Source organism: Nocardioides sp. P4_G10, from assembly GCF_056401175.1.
Window position 1 is genome coordinate 601,981 of the sequence record NZ_JBFUJV010000001.1, and the last position, 18,860, is coordinate 620,840.

Sequence of the window (18,860 nt, forward strand, 5' to 3'; positions counted from 1 at the left end):
GTCATGGTCGGCGTGGTCGCGGAATGCCGGGCGGATCGGGTGGGTCGGCCTGGTCGGCCGCGGTCGTGCCGGTGTGGTCGCGTCGGTAACGGTGTCCGTGCGGTGAGGTCCACTCGAACACCCCGGGCGCCGTCATCCGGTAGCGCCAAGCGGTGTGGGTCTTGAGGCGGTGGTGGAACCTGCAGAGGGCCGCGAGGTTGCGCGTCGCAGTCGGCCCTGATTGTGGTCGGCCTTCGACTTGGGCGTGGTGGTCGTACTCGTCGACGTGGTCGATGTCGCAGCCGCGGGCCGGGCGGGTGCACCACGGGAACACGCACGTCTTGTCGCGGAGGATGACCTGCTCGCGGATCCGGTCGGGCACGTCGTACGCCGGGGTCGACAGGTCGGCGTTGAGGTCGATCACGGGCTTGACGGTGACCTTCGTGCGGGAGTTACCGCACCAGTCCTTGACCTGGTCGAGCAGCACCAGGCGCTGGCCCTCCTCCACGCGACCGGTCGGACCGAACACCGTGGCCAGGTCGTCGAGTGAAGCGTCGAAGTGCGCATGCAGGACGACTTCACGTGCTGCCGGCAGGCGCTGGGGATCAGCTCCCGCCCCGGCGAGGTCGAGCGCGGTCTGGGTGCGGGCGAGGTCACCGAGGGCAGCGGAGCGGCGGGCGTCCAGCGAGGCATCGGAGCCGAGTGCCTTCAGCGACGCGGCGCCGTGGGCGATTGCCCGGTCGAGGTCGAGGGCGTCGGCGATGTCGAGCTCGGCCTCCATCCGCATCGTGCCGGCGAAGTGCACGTCATCGTCGTGGATGGTCGCGTGGCGCGGGGCGACGTGGAGGTAGCCGTCCTCCGGATCCTGGGTCGGGTCGGTGCCGGCGAGGTCGAACCTCTTGATCGCCTCGGCGACCAGTCGGTCCAGCTGCGCCGGCCCGACTCGACCAGCCACGGCAGCGACCTGGGCATCCACGAACGCCGCAGCTTCCCGCGTCAGCGAAGGAGTGGTGTGGATGGTGGTCTCCGCGACCACGCGGGCCCGCCACGCCGGCACACGCCCGCACTGGACCTGCGCCCACAGGCGGGGGAGGCGGTGGCGCAGCTCGAGGGCATGGCCGACGAGCTTCTTCGCCGCGACCGTCGAGACACCGAGGACGGTGCCGAGCTCGGCGACACAGAACTCCGCCACCAGCGGCGCACCCTCACCCGCGATCGGCTCCTCGTGCTCGCAGCCCGGAACCGTGAACGCAGCGGCGCCGTGGATCGACTCCGGCGGGTGCAGGTCTGCCCACCGGGCTGCGAGGACGAGCTGGCGGGCAGCCTCCACGTCCTCGATCTCGCGCGAGGCTTTGATCGAGGCCAGCAGCTCGGTGGCCGTGAGGTCCTCGACCTCACCTGCCCCGGACCCTGCCAGCGTCTCGATCATGTGTTCGATTATACCGGCGACCACCGACAGCGGCCGTGCCTGTGGACGGTTGCTGGCCAGCCTTCTTCGAACCGGTTTCGTGACGGGACTTCGTCCCTCCTCAACCACCGCAGGCGCTCTGCCCAGGGACGTCGTCACTCAGGGACGAGCTCGGTGCCGTCGTCCCAGGTGTTGTCGCGCCACTCGTTCCCGGAGGCCGTCGGGTCGAAGGACRTGACCGGGCCGTAGACACCGCACAGGTCGTTGGTGCCCCGCTCGAAGACGTTGCCGGTGACGACCACCCCGGTGGCGACGGGGAAGGCCTTGCCCGGCGCGTGCCCGAGGTAGGCGCAGTAGGACGCCGACGAGGCGTTGGCCTTGAGCAGGTTGTCCTCGACGACAACGTCGCGGATCGGACCGAAGTCGCCGAAGAGCGACAGGTCGGCGGTGCACCCGCCGTCGGTGTCGTTGAGCGTCGGCGTGCAGTGCAGCGTGTTTCGCCGGATGACCATGTGCGAGCCGCCGTTGGAGAGGAAGGCGTTGTTGTGCGCGGCCTCCCCGTCGGGGTTGAACTGCTCGTGGAGCCACGAGTCCTCGACCAGGCAGCCGCTCCCGCAGTGGACGCTGTAGGCCCCTCCGGTGATGTCCGTACGGCGGACCGTGAGGTTGTCGCCCCACACCGCGCCGCCGATCCACTCGCCGGCGACGACGTCGGAGTCGACGACCTCGACCGAGAACGTCGGGTCGACCTGGGTGGCGGTGGACTCGACGCGCGGCACCCGTGACGACTCGATCAGCACGTCCGCCGCCTGCACCACGATCGCCAGGCAGACCCCCGTGGCGTCCACCGCCGAGAGCACGGCGGTCTCGGTGATGGTGCACGGCCCCGTGTAGGGAGCGAGCTCGGTGTCGGGCGGGACGCCGGTGTTGTCGGCATCCGGGTAGGCGTCGGGCGCGGAGGCGTCGGGCGTGGAGGCACCGGGCGCGGGCGAGCTGGTCCCGGCGGATGCCGGCGCATCGCTCGCGGCGGAGTCCTGGGGGGTCGCGGCCGTGGGCTCGTCGTCGAGCAGCCGGACGGCGACCACCGCGAGGACGGCCACGACGACCGCCACCACGACAGCGGCCAGGACCGCGCGCGAGCGTGTGCGTGCCATCGCCCCCTCCTTCGACGGCTCCATCATCACGCGGAGCGGGGAGCGCCCGCGTACCCCAACCGGGGGATGTCGCGGCGCACGCTCCGGAGGGCGCCGGCGGCCCGTGATCGACTCGCGCCGTGGGGATGACGATCGCATGTGTGTACAACGACGCTGCCGTGAGACGGCACTGCCTCGACCGCTCGATCGAGGCGTACGACGGTCCGGTGGAGGTGGAGTACCTGCCGGTGGACAACACCGAGCACGCCCACACCTCGGCCGGCGCGGCGCTCAACCACGCCGTGCGGCAGGCCAGCCACGACGTCGTGGTGCTGGTGCACCAGGACGTCTACCTGCACGACCTGGACCGGCTGGCCGCCTGCGCGGCGGCGCTGGAGGACGAGCACTGGGGCATCCTCGGCGCCAACGGGGTCACCGCTGACCACACGTCCGTGGGCCGGCTGCGTGACCGCGTCATCCTGATCGGGGAGTCGGCGCCCGACCCGGTGCCCGTCGACACCCTCGACGAGGTGCTGCTCATCGCGCGCCGCGATGACCTGCTCCGCGAACCGCTCAGCGAGGAGCCGGAGCTGGCGTGGCACGCCTACGCCGTGGAGTACTCGCTGCGGGTCCGCGCCGCGGGCCGGCTCGCCGGAGCCGTGGACACGGCGATCACCCACAACAGCATGTCCACGAACCTGGCGCGGCTCGACGAGGCGCACCGCCACGTCGGTGACCTCTACCCGGCACTCGTCCCGATCCACACGACGTGCGGCACGGTCGATCCCGGCGCCCGGGACTGGGGCCGGCTCCCGCTCATCCGCGACCACGGCTGGCGCCGCCGCTGGCTGCAGCAGTCCCGGATCGCGGCCCGCGTGCGCTCGGAGATCGGCGTCCAGGTCGTGCTCGCCGACATCGCGCACGAGGTGGACCTCCTCGGCTACTCCCGGGAGCAGCCGCTCCACCTGCTCAACGCCGACCGTCGTAGCGGCTTCGCCGCCGAGGCCGGCGCGTCCGTCGTCCTCGAGCGCGACGGCCGCCCGGTGGTGATGTCCGCCGTCGCGCCGCGACACGTGCGCGACTCCCTGAGGTCGCTCGGCCGGGCCGAGCACGTCCTGGTCACCGGGCTCGCGGTGTCCGACCTCGCCGACCTCGGTCCGGAGGTCAGTGGCCGCGACTGGCTCGCAGGCGTGCAGTGGGACGAGGTCTGGCTGGTGCGTGGGCAGTCCGCCCGACAGCGGCCGGCGGAGTGGTCCCGGCGGCAGGCCGTCCCGCTCGGCGCGAGCCTGCCCCGCAGCTGAGGACCACCGTCGACCGGCGGTCAGCCCGCCGCGGCGTCCGCGACGGCCACCGCGACGGCGTACTCGTCGCAGTGGGACAGCGACACGTGGATCGAGCCGGCTCCCCTGCTCTCGGCGAGCACGCGGACGTCACCGCCGAGGCGCACGCTGGGCGCGCCGTCGGCGTCCCGGCCGATCTCGATGGAGCGCCACGCGAGGGGGGCGTCGCGGGCCGGGCGCAACGCCTTGAGGACCGCCTCCTTGGCCGCCATCCGGGCCGCGAGGTGCAGCTCCGGGCGGGCTCGGGAGGTGCAGTAGTCGATCTCGTCGTCGGTGAACCAGCGCCGGAGGAACCGGTCGCCGGCGGTCCGGTGGAGCGCCGCGATGCGGGCCACCGACACGATGTCGGTGCCCGTGCCGATCGTGCCCCGCGCCTGGCTGCTGCCGCCCATGTCACGACTCCTCGGTCCGGCCGTCCCCCGCGGCGGCCACGGCTCCGACAGTAGGCACGTCACCCGGGCGGGCGGGGCGCCGCCACCACCCTCACCACTATTGGGGAGTGTTCCTGCCACGCGCTGCCGCCCCTCCTCGCCCCTGCTCCACTGGGTGGCGGGTCGACTGGGGTGGAGGCCCGGAAACTGCCAGGGGAGGCGAACGTGCACGACCAGATCAGGAACGAGCTCCGAGAATTCATCGGCGACAACTACCTCTTCGGTGACCACGACAGGTTGCCCGAGGACGAGGCATCGCTGCTCGAGGAGGGCATCGTGGACTCCACGGGCATCCTCGAGCTGATCGAGTTCCTCGAGGACCACTTCGGGATCGTCGTCGGCGAGTCCGAGACGGTCTTCGAGAACCTCGGGAGCGTGGGCGGCCTCACCAGGTTCGTCGAGTCCAAGACCCTCGCGGAACAGCCCGTGGGCTGAGGCCTGCAGCTTCGGAGAGCAGTCATGGGGGAAGTCCACGACCGGGTCGAGGACCCGGACGTCCGTCCGTTCCGTACGGACGTCGACAAGTACTACACGATCACGGCGGGGGGCCAGCGTGGCCCCGCGCAACGCCTGCGACTGTGGATGTGGAACGCCGACTTCCGCGTGGTCGCGAGCTACCGCTTCGACCAGTTCGCCCGGCAGTACCACGCCGAGCACCCGGTGAAGGGTCTGCCGGCGCGGGTCTTCGCCGTGGTCTGGCGACGACGGGTGATGAACATCCACCACGCCGACCTCGACCCGAAGGCGCAGATCGGGCCCGGCCTGCTCCTCATGCACCACACGGGTGTGTTCGTCGGAGGCGCGGTCATCGGCGACAACTGCGTCATGCACCACAACGTCACGATCGGGCAGCGGGTGGCCTCGGGCGACCAGGGCGTCCCCCGGCTGGGCGACAACGTGTGGATCGGTCCCGGTGCGACGATCACCGGTGACGTCACGATCGGCGACGGTGCCACGATCTCCGCCGGCAGCGTCGTCTCGCGCGACGTGCCCGCACGCGCGCTGGTCGCCGGCAACCCCGGGCGGGTCATCGCCTCCGACTACGACAACTCCGCGATGCTCAACTACCGCGTACGCCGAGCGCAGGTCGCAGCGGCCGCTCCCGAGCCGGCGCCGGAGCCCGCACCCGCAACGGCACCCGCACCCGAGCCCGAGCCGGCTCAGGCCCAGCGGCCCGACGCCGCCCACGTGGACCGTGCGCTCGCCGAGTACGCACGCCTGCGCGACCCGGACGGGGACCGGCACCTCGAGGCGGTGAAGGCGGCGATCTTCCTGGAGGACGTCTTCCACGTCGTGCTCCGCGAGGAGCAGATCGACCCCGACCTGCTCGGCACCGCCGAGGGCATGCGCGCGGTGCTCGCCCGGGCCGGTGGGACGGCCTGATGTGCGGCATCTGCGGCGTCGTCGTCCTCGACGGCCCACCCCCGGACCGGGAGCTCGTCACCCGGATGATCGGTCGGCTGCGCCACCGCGGTCCGGACGGCAGCGGCCTCTACCGCGACGACCACGCCGCGCTCGGGCACACGCGGCTCGCGATCATCGACACCGAGGGCGGCGCGCAGCCGCTGGCCAACGAGGACGAGACCGTGTGGATCTCGTTCAACGGCGAGATCTTCAACTACGTCGAGCTGGGTGAGGAGCTGCGCCGCTGCGGCCACCGCTTCCGCACCGCCAGCGACACCGAGGTCGTGGTGCACGCCTGGGAGGAGTGGGGCGAGCAGTGCTTCACCCGCTTCAACGGCCAGTGGGCCCTGGCCCTGTGGGACTCGCGCGAGCAGCGGCTCGTGCTGTCGCGCGACCGCCTCGGCGTGCGCCCGCTCTTCTTCACGCGTGACCGGCACAGGATCGCCTTCGCCTCCGAGGTCAAGGCCCTGATGGCCGACCCGGCCCTGCCGCGTGCGTTCGACCCCATCGGGCTCGACGAGGTGCTGACCTACTGGTCGACGGTGGCCCCCCGCACGGTGTTCGCCGGCATCGAGCAGCTCGAGCCCGGCCACGTCGCGGTGCTGGACCGCGACGGCTTCCGGCGACACCCCTACTGGAGCATCGACTTCCCCGACCGGGACACCGAGCCGGGGCAGGACATCGAGACCAACGCCGCCGAGCTGCGCGAGCGCCTCGTCGAGGCGGCCCGGCTGCGCTTCGTGCGCAGCGACGTACCCGTCGGCGCCTACCTCTCCGGAGGCATCGACTCCTCCATCACCGCCGCGGTGATCGCGAGGTACACCGAGGCGCCGCTGCACACCTTCTCGCTGAGGTTCACCGACGCGGAATTCGACGAAGGGGTCCACCAGCAGAAGATGGTGGCCGAGCTCGGCGCCCAGCACGAGGAGATCACCGTCTCCCCCGCCGACGTCGCCGAGGTCTTCCCCGAGGTGGTGCGGCACACCGAGACGCCCGTGCTGCGCACCGCGCCCGCGCCGCTGTTCCTGCTGTCGCGGTTGGTGCGGGACAACGGCTACAAGGTCGTGGTGACGGGCGAGGGTGCCGACGAGGTGCTCGGCGGGTACGACATCTTCCGGGAGGGTCGGGTGCGCGCCTTCTGGGCCCGCGACCCGGGCTCGGCCACCCGCGACCGCGCGGTCGAGCTGCTCTACCCGTGGATGGAGCGCAACCCCGGCACCGCCCCGGCCTTCGCGCGCAGCTTCTTCGGCCAGGACCTCGACGCCGACGACCCCGCCATCTCCCACCGCCCGCGGTGGGCCTCGACGAGCGCGGTCAAGGCGATGCTGGCCCCCGACCTCCGGGCCGAGCTCGACCGCGGCCCCGACGTCGTGTCGCGGATGCCGGCCGGCAGCGACGCCTGGGACCCGCTCTCACGCGCCCAGTGGTTGGAGATGACGACGCTCCTGCCGGGCTACATCCTGTCCAGCCAGGGCGACCGGATGCTGATGGGCAACTCGGTGGAGGGGCGCTTCCCCTTCCTCGACAAGGACGTCGTCGAGCTCGCCAACCGGCTCCCGGCGCGCCACAAGCTGTGCGGGCTCGACGAGAAGCACCTGCTGAAGATCGCCTTCGAGGACCTCGTCCCCGAGCAGATCCGCCGCCGGCCCAAGCAGCCCTACCGCTCGCCCGACACCGCCAGCTTCTTCAGCGGCCCGCCGCCGGAGTGGCTGACCGAGGTCACCTCGCCCGAGGCCCTCGCCGCGGCAGGGGTCTTCGCCCCGCGGCCGGTGGCCGGGCTGCTCGCCAAGGCCGCCCGCACCGGCGGCGTACGGGCGGGGAACACCGACAACATGCGCCTGCTCGCGGTCGTCTCGACCCAGCTGCTCCACCAGCAGCTCGTCGTCGACGCCGGGTCGGCGAGCGACGACGCACCACCCGCGCCGATGACCGTCATCGACCGGGTCCAGCACGTGAGGAGCACCGCATGACCACCGTCCAGAGCGGCAGCCAGACCAGCAGCCAGGTCGACAGCCAGGGCGACGCCGACGTGCTCGCCATCGACCTCGAGGCGGAGGTCGCACGGATCAGCGCCTCGCTGCGCGGCTACCTGACCCGCGCCCGCCGCAAGGGGGCGATCGTCGCGCTGTCCGGTGGCATCGACTCCAGCGTGGTCGCCGCCCTGTGCGTCGCCGCGATCGGCAAGGACCGGGTCTTCGGCATCCACATGCCCGAGCGGGACTCCTCCGAGGACACGCTCGCGTTCAGCACGCTCGTCTCCGACTCGCTCGGCATCGACTCGGTCGTGGAGGACATCACCCCGGTGCTCGAGGCGGCCCGCTGCTACGAGCGCCGCGACGACGCGATCCGGATGGTGTGCCCCGACTACGGCCCCGACCACAAGTCCAAGATCGTGCTGCCGAGCGTCGTGGAGTCCGAGAGCCTGCGTCTCTACTCGGTGGTCGTGCAGGCGCCCGACGGCACCACGACCCGCCACCGCCTGACGACCGAGTCCTACCTCGGCATCGTGGCGGCGACGAACTTCAAGCAGCGGGCCCGCCGGATGACGGAGTACTACCACGCCGACCGGCTCAACTACGTCGTCACCGGCACGCCCAACCGCCTGGAGTACGACCAGGGCTTCTTCGTGAAGCTCGGTGACGGGGCGGCCGACGTGAAGCCGATCGCCCACCTCTACAAGACCCAGGTCTACGCGCTCGCGGACTTCCTCGGCGTCCCCGAGCAGGTCCGCACCCGGCCGTCGACGACCGACACCTACTCGCTGCCGCAGTCGCAGGAGGAGTTCTACTTCTCCCTGCCGTGGAACCTGATGGACCTCTGCCTGCACGGCAAGAACACCGGCCGCCCGATCGAGCAGGTCGCCGAGTCCACCGGTCTCACGACCGCGCAGGTCGAGCGCGTCTACGGCGACATCGACCAGAAGCGCAAGACCACCGCCTACCTCCACCTGCCGCCGCAGCTGGTCGAGCCCGTGCAGGAGATCGGATGAGGAACCGCACCACCGGTGGGGCGGCATGACCGCACGGGACTTTCTCGCTGCCGCCCTGCGACGCTGGTACGTCGTGGTGCTCGGCGCTGCCCTCACGCTCGGGGTGTTCGCGGTGGTGCAGCGCCAGGCGCCGGTGTTCTTCACGCAGTACAACATCGTGGTCATCGGGCCGTCGGGCACCGAGCACGACAACAACGTCCTCGAGAACCCGCGCTACGGCCTGCAGCCCCTCGTCGGGGTCGTCTCCACCGACCTCAACGACGGCCATCCGCCGCTGCTGACGGGTGACGTCGACGCCACGATGGTCGGGATGGGCGCCCGGGACGGCGTCCAGGTCCGCGTGCCCAACCTCGGCACGCAGTGGCGGCCGCTCTTCTCGGCCAACTACCTCGACGTGCAGGTGGCGGGCGCCACCCCCGACGAGGTGCACGCGCTGGCCTTGGAGACCTCGGCCCGGGTGGAGGAGGTGCTCAAGCAGCGGCAGGACGAGCTCGGGGTTCCGGCCAACCTGCGCGCCCACGCCGTCCCGTCGTCGGCGGACCCCATCGTCTACCCCATGCAGGGCAGCAGGATGCGCGCGCTCGGGGCCGCCGGGCTGACCGGCATCGCCCTGACCGCTGTCCTGGTCTTCTGGCTCGAGCGGTGGCGCCCGCGCCGCCACTCGGCAGGAGCGGCGGCCGCTGCGCCTGCGAGACGTCCGCTGGTGCGTCGGCGTACCCGGTCCGCGGAGGTGATGGCATGAGCACCCCCGGGAACACCCCGGTGGGGCCGGTGACGATCGCGGTGGTGACGTGGAACAGCGCCGACGTGCTGCCCGGACTGGTGGCGTCGTTGCCCGTCGGCGCCGGTGACGTGCCCTACCGGCTCGTCGTGGTGGACAACGACTCGTCGGACGACACCGTCGCGGTGGCCCAGCGCCTGTGCCCGGACGCCACCGTGGTGCAGACCGGACGCAACGCGGGCTACGCGGCCGGGGTCAACGCCGCGGTCGCCGCCACCCCCGACGCGCCGGCGGCGCTGGTGCTGAACCCGGACGTACGCCTGGAGCCGGGCTGCCTGCCCACGCTGGTGGCGGCGCTCGACCGCCCGGGCACCGGGATCGCGGTCCCGCGGCTCGTCGACGGCGACGGCGAGCTGATCCACTCGATGCGCCGGCGCCCGACCCTGCTGAGGGCCTTCGCCGACGCGTTCATCGGCGCCACCGTGGCCGGCCGGTGGCCGGCGACCGGCGAGCTCGTCACCGATCCCGCCCCCTACGCCGAGGACGCGACGCCGGACTGGGCCGAGGGATCGACCCAGCTGGTCAGCCGCGCCTGCCTGGACGCCTGCGGGCCGTGGGACGAGTCCTACTTCCTCTACTCCGAGGAGACCGATTTCCACCTGCGGGCCGGGAGGCGAGGCTTCGGCGTCCGCTACGTCGCCGACGCCTGCGCGGTCCACCTCGAGGGCGACTCCTCCACCTCGCCCCGGCTCTGGGCGCTCCTCACCGCCAACCGGCTGCGGCTGTTCTCGCGGTTGTCCTCCCGCCCGCGGACCGCCCTGTACTGGGTGGCGCTCGTCCTGCGCGAGTCGAGCCGGGCGGCGCGGGGCGACGCCACCGCGCGGGCGGCCGTCCGCGTGCTGGTCCGCCCCGAGCTGCTGCGCGCCCCTCGCGGACCCGCGTGGCTCGACCTTGCTACCCCAAATCCGGTACTCCGCCCCGGAGCGGTCCGCGCCGAGGCCGCGCGTCCGTAGCGTGGTCCGTGGGACGACGAGTGGGTTGTTCGTCGCCCCGCAGCCGGTCGCCGGGGGGCGAGCTCCGGCCACGGAACGAGGGGGCTTTGACCTGATGCGGACGCAGCTGCACCACCTGCTCGAGGAGGGCGCCGTCCGGTTCGGCGACCGCCCGGCCCTGAGCCACCAGGAGGTCACGCTCGACTACGCCTCCGCCTGGGACCTGGCGTCCCGCACGGGCGCCGTCCTGTCCGGCCTCGGCGTCGCGCGGGGGGACCGCGTGGCGGTCTACCTCGACAAGCGACCCGAGACCATCGGCGGGATCTTCGGCGCCTCCGTCGCAGGTGGCGTGTTCGTGCCGGTCAACCCGGCGCTCAAGGGCTCCCAGGTGGCCTACATCCTCGGTGACTGCGACGTGCGGGTGCTCATCACGACGCACCAGCGCTGGGAGTCGGTGCGCGAGGACGCCAAGGGCTGCCGCGCGCTCGCGCACGTGCTGCTCGTCGACGCCGGCCCGGGCGTCGTCCCCGACGAGGACGAGGTGCGGGTGCACGCCCTGTCGGCCCTCCTGGGCGACGCGGTCGACCCGCCGCCCCCGAGCCGGGCGATCGACGCCGACACCGCCGCGATCCTCTACACGTCCGGCAGCACCGGCCGCCCCAAGGGCGTCGTGCTGTCGCACCGCAACCTGCTGGTGGGCGCCGAGAGCGTCTCGACCTACCTCGGCAACGACGGCGACGACGTCATCCTGGCCGCGCTCCCGTTGAGCTTCGACGCCGGTCTGAGCCAGGTCACGACAGCGTTCGCCGCGGGCGCCCACGTCGTGCTGGTCAACTACCTCCTGGCCCGCGACGTCGTACGCCTCTGCGCGCGCCACGGTGTCACCGGCCTCACCTGCGTCCCGCCGCTGTGGATCCAGCTCGCCGCCGCCGACTGGCCGGCCGAGGCCACCGCGTCGCTGCGCTACTTCGCCAACACGGGCGGCCGGATGCCCCGGTCGACCCTCACCCGGCTGCGCGAGATCTTCCCGCAGGCCAGCCCGTTCCTGATGTACGGCCTGACCGAGGCGTTCCGCTCGACCTATCTCGACCCGGCCGAGGTCGACCGCCGCCCCGACTCCATCGGCAAGGCCATCCCGGACGCCGAGATCCTCGTCCTGCAGCCCGACGGCACGCCCTGCGGGCCCGGCGAGGAGGGCGAGCTGGTCCACCGCGGAGCGCTCGTCGCCCAGGGCTACTGGGGCGACGCCGCCCGCACCGCCGAGCGGTTCCGCCCCATCCCGGGTGGCCCCGACTGGCGCGCGCCCGAGCTCGCCGTGTGGTCCGGCGACCGCGTCGTCGCCGACGAGGAGGGCTTCCTCTACTTCGTCGGCCGCACCGACGACATGATCAAGACCTCCGGCTACCGGGTGAGCCCGACCGAGATCGAGGAGGTCGCCTACGACAGCGGCCTGGTCCGCGACGCGGCCGCGCTCGGCCTGCCGGACGAGGCCCTCGGGCACCGGGTCGTGGTCGTCGTCAGCCCCGCGGTGGAGGGGTTCGAGCCTGACGCGCTGCTCGCGGTCTTCCGCCGGCAGCTGCCCCGTTACATGGTGCCGGCGGAGATCGTCGTGCGCACCGAGCTCCCCCGCTCCCCCAACGGGAAGTTCGACCGGGTGCTGCTGCGCGAGGAGCTGACCGCATGAGGACCACCGACCACGTGACCGCGCACGGCACCGTCGACGGGACGCTGCTGGTGGGCGGGGTGCCCGTCGATCGCCTGGCCGACCGGGTCGGCTCGACGCCGTTCTTCGCCTACGACCGCGCGATGATCACCGAGCGCGTCGCCGCCGTGAAGGCCGCGCTCCCCGAGCGGGTGTCGCTCGGCTACGCGGTCAAGGCGAACCCGATGCCTGCCGTCGTCCAGCACCTCGCGGGGCTGGTCGACCACCTCGACGTCGCGTCCGCGGGCGAGCTCGCCGTGGCGCTCGACACCGGACAGGACCCGAGCGCGATCAGCTTCGCCGGGCCCGGCAAGACCGATGCCGAGCTGCGACGGGCCGTGGCATCGGGCGTGACGGTCGAGGTCGAGTCGCGCACCGAGCTGCAACGCCTCGTGCGCACCGGCAAGGAGCTCGCGCTGCGCCCGCGCGCCGCCGTACGCGTCAACCCGCCGTTCGCCGTCAAGGGCTCGGGCATGCGGATGGGCGGTGGCCCCCAGCAGTTCGGGGTCGACGCCGAGGCCGTCCCCTCCCTGCTCGGCGAGGTGAGCGAGCACGACGTCGACGTCGTCGGCTTCCACGTCTTCGCGGGGTCGCAGAACCTCAGCGCCGCGATCCTCGGCGAGGCCCAGGAGCGCACGGTCGATCTCGTCCTCGAGCTCGCCGAGCACGTGCCCGGCACCGTGGAGTACGTCAACCTCGGCGGCGGCTTCGGCATCCCCTACTTCGAGAAGGACGAGCGCCTCGACCTCGACGCCGTCGGTCGACGGCTGTCCGAGCTGGTCGACGGACGGCTCGCGCCGGCGCTGCCGGACGCCACCGTCGTCATGGAGCTCGGCCGGTTCCTCGTGGGCGAGGCGGGTGTCTACGTGACCCGCGTCGTCGACGTGAAGGAGTCGCGCGGTCGCAGCTACGCCGTCGTCGACGGCGGCATGCACCACCAGCTGGCCGCCTCCGGCAACTTCGGCCAGGTCATCCGGCGCAACTACCCGCTGGCCCTCGCCACGCGGGCCCTCGACGAACCCACCGGCCCCGTGACGGTTGTCGGCTGCCTGTGCACGCCGCTCGACCTGCTCGGCGACGAGGTCGACCTGCCCGGCACGGAGGTCGGCGACCTCGTCGTCGTGTTCCAGGCCGGCGCCTACGGCCTCACGGCCAGCCCCACCGCTTTCCTCGGCCACCCCTCACCTTCGGAGGTCCTCGTATGACCCAGCCTGCAGACACGCTCGCCGACACGCTCCCCGGAGTGGTCGAGGTGCTCACCCGCACCCTCGGCATCGAGGACCGTGCGGACTCGATCACCCGTGGCACGCGGCTCTTCGGTGAGCTCCCCGAGCTCGACTCGCTCGGGGTGGTGGAGCTCGCGGCCGCCCTCGAGGACCGCTTCGACATCGTCATCGAGGACGAGGACTTCACCGGCGAGGTGTTCGAGAGCGTGGGCACCCTGACCGACTTCATCGACGCCCGCCGCACCGGCGGCTGAGCCAGGGAAGGGAGAACAGCCATGGAGATGCGGGTCGTGTGGCGGTCGTTGCGCCGCCGCTGGTACCTCGTCCTCGCCCTGGCGGTGCTGACCCTCGGAGCGACGTTCCTCGTCGCGCAGCGCGTCGGCGAGACCTACGAGGCGACGGGCACCGTCCTGGTCTTCCCGCCCTCGCAGACGGAGGGCCCCACCGGCGAGATGTCGGAGGAGAACCCCTACCTGTCGCTGGGCGGCGTGGGACAGGCGCGCGACGTCGTGGTGCGGGCGCTGACCTCGAAGCAGGTCGGCGACGCGTTCGGCGAGGACTACCCCGTCGGCACGACGTACGAGATCGTCCCCGACTACACCAACAGCGCACCGATCATCCTGTTCACCGTCGAGGCCGCGACGCCGGACGTGGCGACCGAGGCTCTGTCCTCGTTGATCGATCGCGTCCCGGTGGAGCTGGAGAAGCTGCAATCGGGGCTGGACCTGCCCGCAGCCCAGCGTGTGACGTCGGTGGTGCTCACCCGCGACGAGTCCCCGGCCGCCACCAAGAAGGCGATGATCAGGGCGTCGCTGATGACGATGGCGGCGCTCGGCGGGATGGGTCTGCTGCTGATCGCACTCGTCGACGGGTGGCTGACCGGTCGCCGCGACCCCGACCCGGAGGACCTGGCCGGCGACGACGAGCCCGAGCATCCGCTGCCGGTGTCGCTGCACCCGGTGCACGCGGACGACCCGTCCCCCGACCACACCGATCCTGAACGGGCCGCGCCGGCCGCGGTGACCGCGCGGCTGGTGAAGCGACGCCGGCGGCGGGACGAGCGCGGCGAGGCGTCGTGACCCTCGCGGTCCAGGAGCGGACCGGGACCGGCATCGCCCGCAAGGGCGGGGTCGACGCCGCGGCGCTGCTGACCGCCTACGTGTGCCTGCTGTGGTTCATCCCGTCGCCCATGGTCGTCAGCGCGCTGGGGAGCGCGGGCAGCCCCGCCACCCTCTTCGGCATCGGCCTGTTCCTCTACTGGGCCTGGCACACCGTTCGCCGCACGGAGCGGTCCGACGGGCGGTTCCGCCCCGTGCGGGCGGCGATGATGGTCCTGCTGGTCGTGATGCTCATGGTCTACGCCCACGCCATGGCCGGTCCACTGCCCGGCGACGAGATCAGCACCGCCGACTCGGGGATGCTGCGGCTGATCAGCCTCGCCGGGGTCGTGTTGCTCGCCTGCGACGGTGTCAGCGACATGGACCGGCTCGTCACCGTCCTGCGGAGGCTGGCGTTCGCGGCAGGACTGGTCGCCCTGCTGGGCCTGGCCCAGTACGCCACCGGCGAGCTCTTCGTCGACCGGATCCGCGTGCCCGGCCTCACGGCGGGCACCGAGGGGTGGACGCTCAGCTCGCGCTCCGGCTTCTCGCGGCCGAGCGGGACGTCGATGAGCCCGATCGAGTACGGCGTCGTGCTGGGGATGATGCTCCCGCTCGCCATCGTGTGCGCGTCGATGCAGTCACGGTTCCGCTGGCTGTCACGGGCGATGCTCGTCGCGATGATCGCCTCGATCTTCTTCTCGATGTCACGGTCGGCTTACCTCTGCTCGCTGGCCGGGATGTTCGTGCTCGCGCTGTCCTGGGACCTTCGCACGCGGCTGCGGGCGCTCGGCTTCTTCGCCGCGGTCAGCGTCGTGATGTACGTGTCGGTGCCGGGCCTGCTCGGCTCGATCCGGGGCTTGTTCTCCAACGCCGACCAGGACCCGAGCATCGCCTCCCGGACCGGCAGCTACGACATCGCCGGTGAGTTCATCTCCGGGTCACCGGTCGTGGGCAAGGGCTTCGGGACGTTCCTCCCCAAGTACTGGATCCTCGACAACGCCTACCTCGGGATGACCATCGAGGCGGGCTTCCTGGGCCTGCTGGCGCTGCTGACCCTGATCGTGTCGGGTCTCGTCAGCGCCCGCAGCGCCCGCCGGGCCCTGCAGGCGGAGCGCGATGCCCGTCCGGTCGACGCAGCCGACGCCGGCGACGCACACCACGTCCAGTTCGCGCAGGCGCTGCTCGCGTCGGTCGCGGCCGGCGCGGGAGGGCTGGCCTTCTTCGACGCGTTCGCGTTTCCGCAGACCGCAGGCTGCTTCTTCCTGCTCATCGGCCTCGCCGGCGCGATGCGCCGGCTCACGCAGACGCCCGCACCCGACCCACGGCGGCCCGTGCGCTCCTGATCCCGCTCGCCGCACCGCGCGGGAGGAGGAGGGCGGGACGCACCCGGCCGCTGCGCAGCAGCCGGGCCGCGGTCTCGACGCGGCGCGGCCACGACAGGAGCGGTGACACCACGTCCAGCGTCCCGGCCAGCCCCTGGCCGACGCCGTTGCCCATCACGTGCAGCAGCCGCTGGTCGAGCGGTCCCGTGCTGCGCACCGCAGACCCGGGCGCCGACGCAGGACCGGCAGCCGGCGGGGCGTCCAGGATCTTCCCGGCCAGCTCGGCCCACGCACCGTCGGCGTGGAAACGGCGTACGGCCGCGCCGGTGCTCGCACCGACCCGGTGCCGCACGTCGGCGTCGGCCAGCAGGCGGTCCAGCTGGGCGGCCAGCTCGGATCCCGAGCCCGCGACCACGAGGTCGTCGTCGAGCTCGGGCGTGTCAGCGCCCAGCACCCCGAGCCGCTCGTCGGGCGACCGCAGGGTGAGCACGGGCGTGTCCAGCCACGCCGCCTCGAGCATGGACGTGAGCGAGGAGAACGGGTGGGAGTCGACGTAGACGTCGGCGGCCTCGAGCAGCGTATGCACGTCCGGCAGGAGTCCCCAGGCGCGGCCGAGGCCCTCCGCGGCCAGCACGGACCAGTCACCGTCCGGCTCGGGCCCGGCGACGTGGAGGCGGGCCTCGGGGTGCGCCCGCATGACCGGCAGGAGCACGTCGAGGAGCGTCTCACCGCCGGCGGCGCCGTACTTGTAGGTGTCTGCGGCGCTCGCGACGACGAGCGCGTCGGGCGGCAGCCCGAGCTCGGCGCGCGCCGCGGACCGGGAGAGACGGCGGTCGCGCATCACGAGCGGACGGACGAGCAGGGCGTTGCGCGCCTCGGGGATGCCGCGGCGCTCGACGTTGAGCCGGGCGCCGCTGGTGCGCAGGTTGACGATGCGGTCGGCGACGTGGACGCCCAGCCAGAAGACGTGGTCGGCGTGGTTGACCAGGAGCACCTCGGGACGCTCGCCCGGCGGCAGCGCGAGCGCGATCGCCGGGACGACGTCGTTGGGGTGGACGTGGAGCACCACCTGGTCGTGGTCGAGGGCCAGCTCGCGCAACCGCGCCGCCCGGTCGAGCAGGCGCGGCCTGCCGTCGTCGAGGAGGGTGAGGGCGTCGGGACCAGCGAGGACCCGGCTGATCTTGTCCGGGACGTCGCGTCCCTCCTGGCCGGTGACGCAGACGTGGTGCTCGCGGGCCCGGTCGAGCCGCAGCCAGCTGGACAGCATCTGGGTGTGGCCGCCGGTGCCGTAGAGCTGGGTCGCCACGTGCAGCACGCGGGGCCGGGTGCCTGCGGGCCGCGTCGGCGCGGCTCCCCGCGGCGCGGGCAGGTCGGAGCCCAGCCGCGCCAGCACGTCCTCGAGGGGGCCGCTCGCGAAGACCCCGGAGGGGTTGCACCAGGCAAAGGTCGCGGCCGTCATCGCGGCCACGGCCGCCTGCTCGTCGCGACCCCGACGGGCCAGCGACTCGGTGCGCCGCACCAGGCGGTCGAGCACCGCCCAGTTGTCGTCCAGGCGCTCGACGTCGGTCGCGGTCACGGGACCATCCCGTCGACGGGGTCCTGCGCCGCAGCGTCGTCAGGGGCCGCGGCACCCGACCTCAGCGCCCGGAGCTGGCGCACGTGCTCGGGGTGCAACGCGAGGATGCACGCGATCGCGGCCAAGCAGATCACCCCGGCGGCGAGGGTGGACAGCAAGGGCGAGGCCAGCTCCCGCGCGACGAGGGCGGCTGCCGCGGCAGCGACCGCTGCGACGACGAGCGGGGTGAGCACGGCACCGCCCAGGGGCGCGATCCGGAGGCCGCACCCACGCAGCAGGAGCAGGTAGCACGGCACCACCACGACCGCCATGACCGCGAGCTCCGCGACGGCGACGCCGACCACGCCTCGCTCGCGGGCGGCGACGAGCACCACCGGGGCCAGGACGGCGAGCCACAGCAGCTGCACCGTCAGCAGCCGACCGGTGCGTTTCAGCACCACCAGCAGGTCGTAGGACAGCTCGACGAAGATGCGCCCGACGGTGACCAGCACGAGGACGGCGAAGATGCCGGCCGCCGGCGCCCAGTCATCGCCGTAGACGAACCGGATGACGTCGTCGGCCACCGCGGCACCGACCAGGCAGACCGGGAGGGTCACCACGGCGATCACCCGGAGCAGGGTGGTGAAGGAGTCACCGAGGCGCTGCGGGTCGGCCTGGAGCCGCGAGAAGACGGCCGGCGCGACGCTCCGCAGCGGTTGCGAGAACATGTTGAGCGGCCACGACGCCAGGTTGAAGGCCAGCACGAAGTAGCCGAGGGCCGTGGCGCCGAGCGTGGCGCCCACCGCGACCTGCTCGACGTACGCCACCGCGAACACGACGATGCTGGTCCCCGCGAGGGGGAGTCCGAAACGCAGCAGCGGCATGACGAGGTCGCGGTCGACGCGCAGGCGGTAGGGCCGGGTGGCGTGGATGAAGAGCGCGACGCCGATGAGGGTCGCCGCGACCCGTCCCCACGCCAGGCTCCAGGCACCGAAGCCGCCGAGCGCCAGGGCCAGCGACAACCCGGTGCCCGACCAGGTGACGGTCTGGTCGATCACCAGGCGGCGGCGCTGCCGGAAGCGGCGCTGCAGCAGCGCGGCCGGCCCGGCGACCATCCCGCTGAAGACCACCGAGACCGACATGAGCCGGATGATGCCGGCCGCGTCCGGGGCACCGAGCAGGCCCGCGACGGGTCCGGCGGTRGCGTACATCGCGAGGAAGAGCAGGACGCTGCCCGCCGTCGAAATCGCGTTGACGGTGCCCAGGATGGCCTCCGGGTCACGCTCCCAGCGGACGACGGCCAGGCTGACGCCGAGCTCGTTGAAGCTGAGCACCGCGAGGAGCGCCACCATCGCCACGGCGAACGTGCCGAACTCCCCCGGCCCCAGGATCCGGGCCATGAGCACGCCGACGACGAGCGTGCCCAACCTGGCCAGGGCCGCGTTGAGGAAGCTCCAGCCGAACGCGCCGGCCGCCGTGCGTGCCAGGCCGGGGTCGTGACCCGCGTCCTGCTGTTGCTCACCGTGCTGCGTCCCCACGCCCGCACCCCCTGCTGCGT

17 protein-coding genes are annotated in these 18,860 nt (G+C 72.7%); 12 read left to right on the forward strand and 5 right to left on the reverse strand.

Annotation, left to right across the window (positions count from 1 at the left end):
* Position 1 precedes the first annotated feature (1 nt).
* Complete coding sequence (locus tag AC1DP1_RS02875) at positions 2-1,408, reverse strand: HNH endonuclease signature motif containing protein (protein WP_477505554.1); 1,407 nt, start codon at positions 1,406-1,408, stop codon at positions 2-4.
* Positions 1,409-1,542: 134 nt separating this feature from the next.
* Complete coding sequence (locus AC1DP1_RS02880) at positions 1,543-2,541, reverse strand: hypothetical protein (protein ID WP_477505555.1); 999 nt, start codon at positions 2,539-2,541, stop codon at positions 1,543-1,545.
* Positions 2,542-2,699: 158 nt separating this feature from the next.
* Here AC1DP1_RS02880 and AC1DP1_RS02885 point away from each other — a divergent pair, with 158 nt between their 5' ends.
* Positions 2,700-3,821, forward strand: coding sequence for a hypothetical protein (locus AC1DP1_RS02885; RefSeq protein WP_477505556.1), 1,122 nt, complete (start codon positions 2,700-2,702; stop codon positions 3,819-3,821).
* Positions 3,822-3,841: 20 nt separating this feature from the next.
* Here the strand turns inward: AC1DP1_RS02885 and acpS are convergent, their stop codons facing one another.
* Positions 3,842-4,252, reverse strand: a complete 411-nt coding sequence (gene acpS, locus AC1DP1_RS02890; RefSeq protein WP_477505557.1) for a holo-ACP synthase — start codon at positions 4,250-4,252, stop codon at positions 3,842-3,844.
* A gap of 204 nt (positions 4,253-4,456) precedes the next feature.
* Between acpS and AC1DP1_RS02895 the strand changes: the two genes are divergently transcribed.
* From AC1DP1_RS02895 to AC1DP1_RS02945, 11 genes are all read left to right on the forward strand, one after another.
* Positions 4,457-4,726: an acyl carrier protein gene (locus AC1DP1_RS02895; RefSeq protein ID WP_477505558.1), complete on the forward strand. Its 270-nt coding sequence runs from the start codon at positions 4,457-4,459 to the stop codon at positions 4,724-4,726.
* 24 nt (positions 4,727-4,750) lie between these two features.
* A complete protein-coding gene (locus AC1DP1_RS02900; protein ID WP_477505559.1) occupies positions 4,751-5,674 on the forward strand; it encodes a serine O-acetyltransferase in 924 nt (307 codons plus the stop codon).
* Positions 5,674-7,665 (forward strand): asparagine synthase (glutamine-hydrolyzing), encoded by a 1,992-nt coding sequence (gene asnB, locus AC1DP1_RS02905; RefSeq protein ID WP_477505560.1) that lies wholly within the window; start codon positions 5,674-5,676, stop codon positions 7,663-7,665. The genes AC1DP1_RS02900 and asnB overlap by 1 nt, the downstream gene beginning before the upstream one ends.
* Positions 7,662-8,684 carry an NAD(+) synthase gene (nadE, locus tag AC1DP1_RS02910; RefSeq protein ID WP_477505561.1) on the forward strand — a complete coding sequence of 341 codons (1,023 nt, stop codon included), beginning with the start codon at positions 7,662-7,664 and terminating at the stop codon, positions 8,682-8,684. The genes asnB and nadE overlap by 4 nt, the downstream gene beginning before the upstream one ends.
* A 25-nt stretch (positions 8,685-8,709) precedes the next feature.
* Entirely contained in the window at positions 8,710-9,426 is a 717-nt protein-coding gene (locus AC1DP1_RS02915) for a hypothetical protein (RefSeq protein WP_477505562.1), read from the forward strand.
* Positions 9,423-10,418 (forward strand): glycosyltransferase family 2 protein, encoded by a 996-nt coding sequence (locus AC1DP1_RS02920; protein ID WP_477505563.1) that lies wholly within the window; start codon positions 9,423-9,425, stop codon positions 10,416-10,418. Before AC1DP1_RS02915 ends, AC1DP1_RS02920 begins: the two co-directional genes overlap by 4 nt.
* A 94-nt stretch (positions 10,419-10,512) precedes the next feature.
* Positions 10,513-12,081, forward strand: a complete 1,569-nt coding sequence (locus AC1DP1_RS02925; RefSeq protein WP_477505564.1) for an acyl-CoA ligase (AMP-forming), exosortase A system-associated — start codon at positions 10,513-10,515, stop codon at positions 12,079-12,081.
* Positions 12,078-13,304, forward strand: a complete 1,227-nt coding sequence (locus tag AC1DP1_RS02930) for a pyridoxal-dependent decarboxylase, exosortase A system-associated (protein WP_477505565.1) — start codon at positions 12,078-12,080, stop codon at positions 13,302-13,304. The genes AC1DP1_RS02925 and AC1DP1_RS02930 overlap by 4 nt, the downstream gene beginning before the upstream one ends.
* Positions 13,301-13,579, forward strand: coding sequence for an acyl carrier protein (locus tag AC1DP1_RS02935; protein ID WP_477505566.1), 279 nt, complete (start codon positions 13,301-13,303; stop codon positions 13,577-13,579). The genes AC1DP1_RS02930 and AC1DP1_RS02935 overlap by 4 nt, the downstream gene beginning before the upstream one ends.
* 21 nt (positions 13,580-13,600) lie before the next feature.
* Positions 13,601-14,404 (forward strand): hypothetical protein, encoded by an 804-nt coding sequence (locus AC1DP1_RS02940; RefSeq protein WP_477505567.1) that lies wholly within the window; start codon positions 13,601-13,603, stop codon positions 14,402-14,404.
* A complete protein-coding gene (locus AC1DP1_RS02945) occupies positions 14,401-15,768 on the forward strand; it encodes an O-antigen ligase family protein (protein ID WP_477505568.1) in 1,368 nt (455 codons plus the stop codon). The genes AC1DP1_RS02940 and AC1DP1_RS02945 overlap by 4 nt, the downstream gene beginning before the upstream one ends.
* Here AC1DP1_RS02945 and AC1DP1_RS02950 read toward each other — a convergent pair.
* Both AC1DP1_RS02950 and AC1DP1_RS02955 read right to left on the reverse strand, forming a co-directional pair.
* Entirely contained in the window at positions 15,722-17,323 is a 1,602-nt protein-coding gene (locus tag AC1DP1_RS02950; RefSeq protein WP_477505569.1) for a glycosyltransferase family protein, read from the reverse strand. The genes AC1DP1_RS02945 and AC1DP1_RS02950 overlap by 47 nt on opposite strands.
* Complete coding sequence (locus tag AC1DP1_RS02955; RefSeq protein ID WP_477505570.1) at positions 17,320-18,840, reverse strand: oligosaccharide flippase family protein; 1,521 nt, start codon at positions 18,838-18,840, stop codon at positions 17,320-17,322. Before AC1DP1_RS02955 ends, AC1DP1_RS02950 begins: the two co-directional genes overlap by 4 nt.
* Positions 18,841-18,860: the final 20 nt, after the last annotated feature.

What these genes read in the sequence shown, in the direction of transcription:
- acpS (WP_477505557.1), bottom strand. Translation starts at nt 4,252, where the DNA reads ATGGGCGGCAGCAGCCAGGCGCGGGGCACGATCGGCACGGGCACCGAC.
- AC1DP1_RS02875 (WP_477505554.1), bottom strand. Translation starts at nt 1,408, where the DNA reads ATGATCGAGACGCTGGCAGGGTCCGGGGCAGGTGAGGTCGAGGACCTC.
- AC1DP1_RS02925 (WP_477505564.1), top strand. Translation starts at nt 10,513, where the DNA reads ATGCGGACGCAGCTGCACCACCTGCTCGAGGAGGGCGCCGTCCGGTTC.
- AC1DP1_RS02930 (WP_477505565.1), top strand. Translation starts at nt 12,078, where the DNA reads ATGAGGACCACCGACCACGTGACCGCGCACGGCACCGTCGACGGGACG.
- nadE (WP_477505561.1), top strand. Translation starts at nt 7,662, where the DNA reads ATGACCACCGTCCAGAGCGGCAGCCAGACCAGCAGCCAGGTCGACAGC.
- AC1DP1_RS02920 (WP_477505563.1), top strand. Translation starts at nt 9,423, where the DNA reads ATGAGCACCCCCGGGAACACCCCGGTGGGGCCGGTGACGATCGCGGTG.
- AC1DP1_RS02940 (WP_477505567.1), top strand. Translation starts at nt 13,601, where the DNA reads ATGGAGATGCGGGTCGTGTGGCGGTCGTTGCGCCGCCGCTGGTACCTC.
- AC1DP1_RS02915 (WP_477505562.1), top strand. Translation starts at nt 8,710, where the DNA reads ATGACCGCACGGGACTTTCTCGCTGCCGCCCTGCGACGCTGGTACGTC.
- asnB (WP_477505560.1), top strand. Translation starts at nt 5,674, where the DNA reads ATGTGCGGCATCTGCGGCGTCGTCGTCCTCGACGGCCCACCCCCGGAC.
- AC1DP1_RS02935 (WP_477505566.1), top strand. Translation starts at nt 13,301, where the DNA reads ATGACCCAGCCTGCAGACACGCTCGCCGACACGCTCCCCGGAGTGGTC.
- AC1DP1_RS02900 (WP_477505559.1), top strand. Translation starts at nt 4,751, where the DNA reads ATGGGGGAAGTCCACGACCGGGTCGAGGACCCGGACGTCCGTCCGTTC.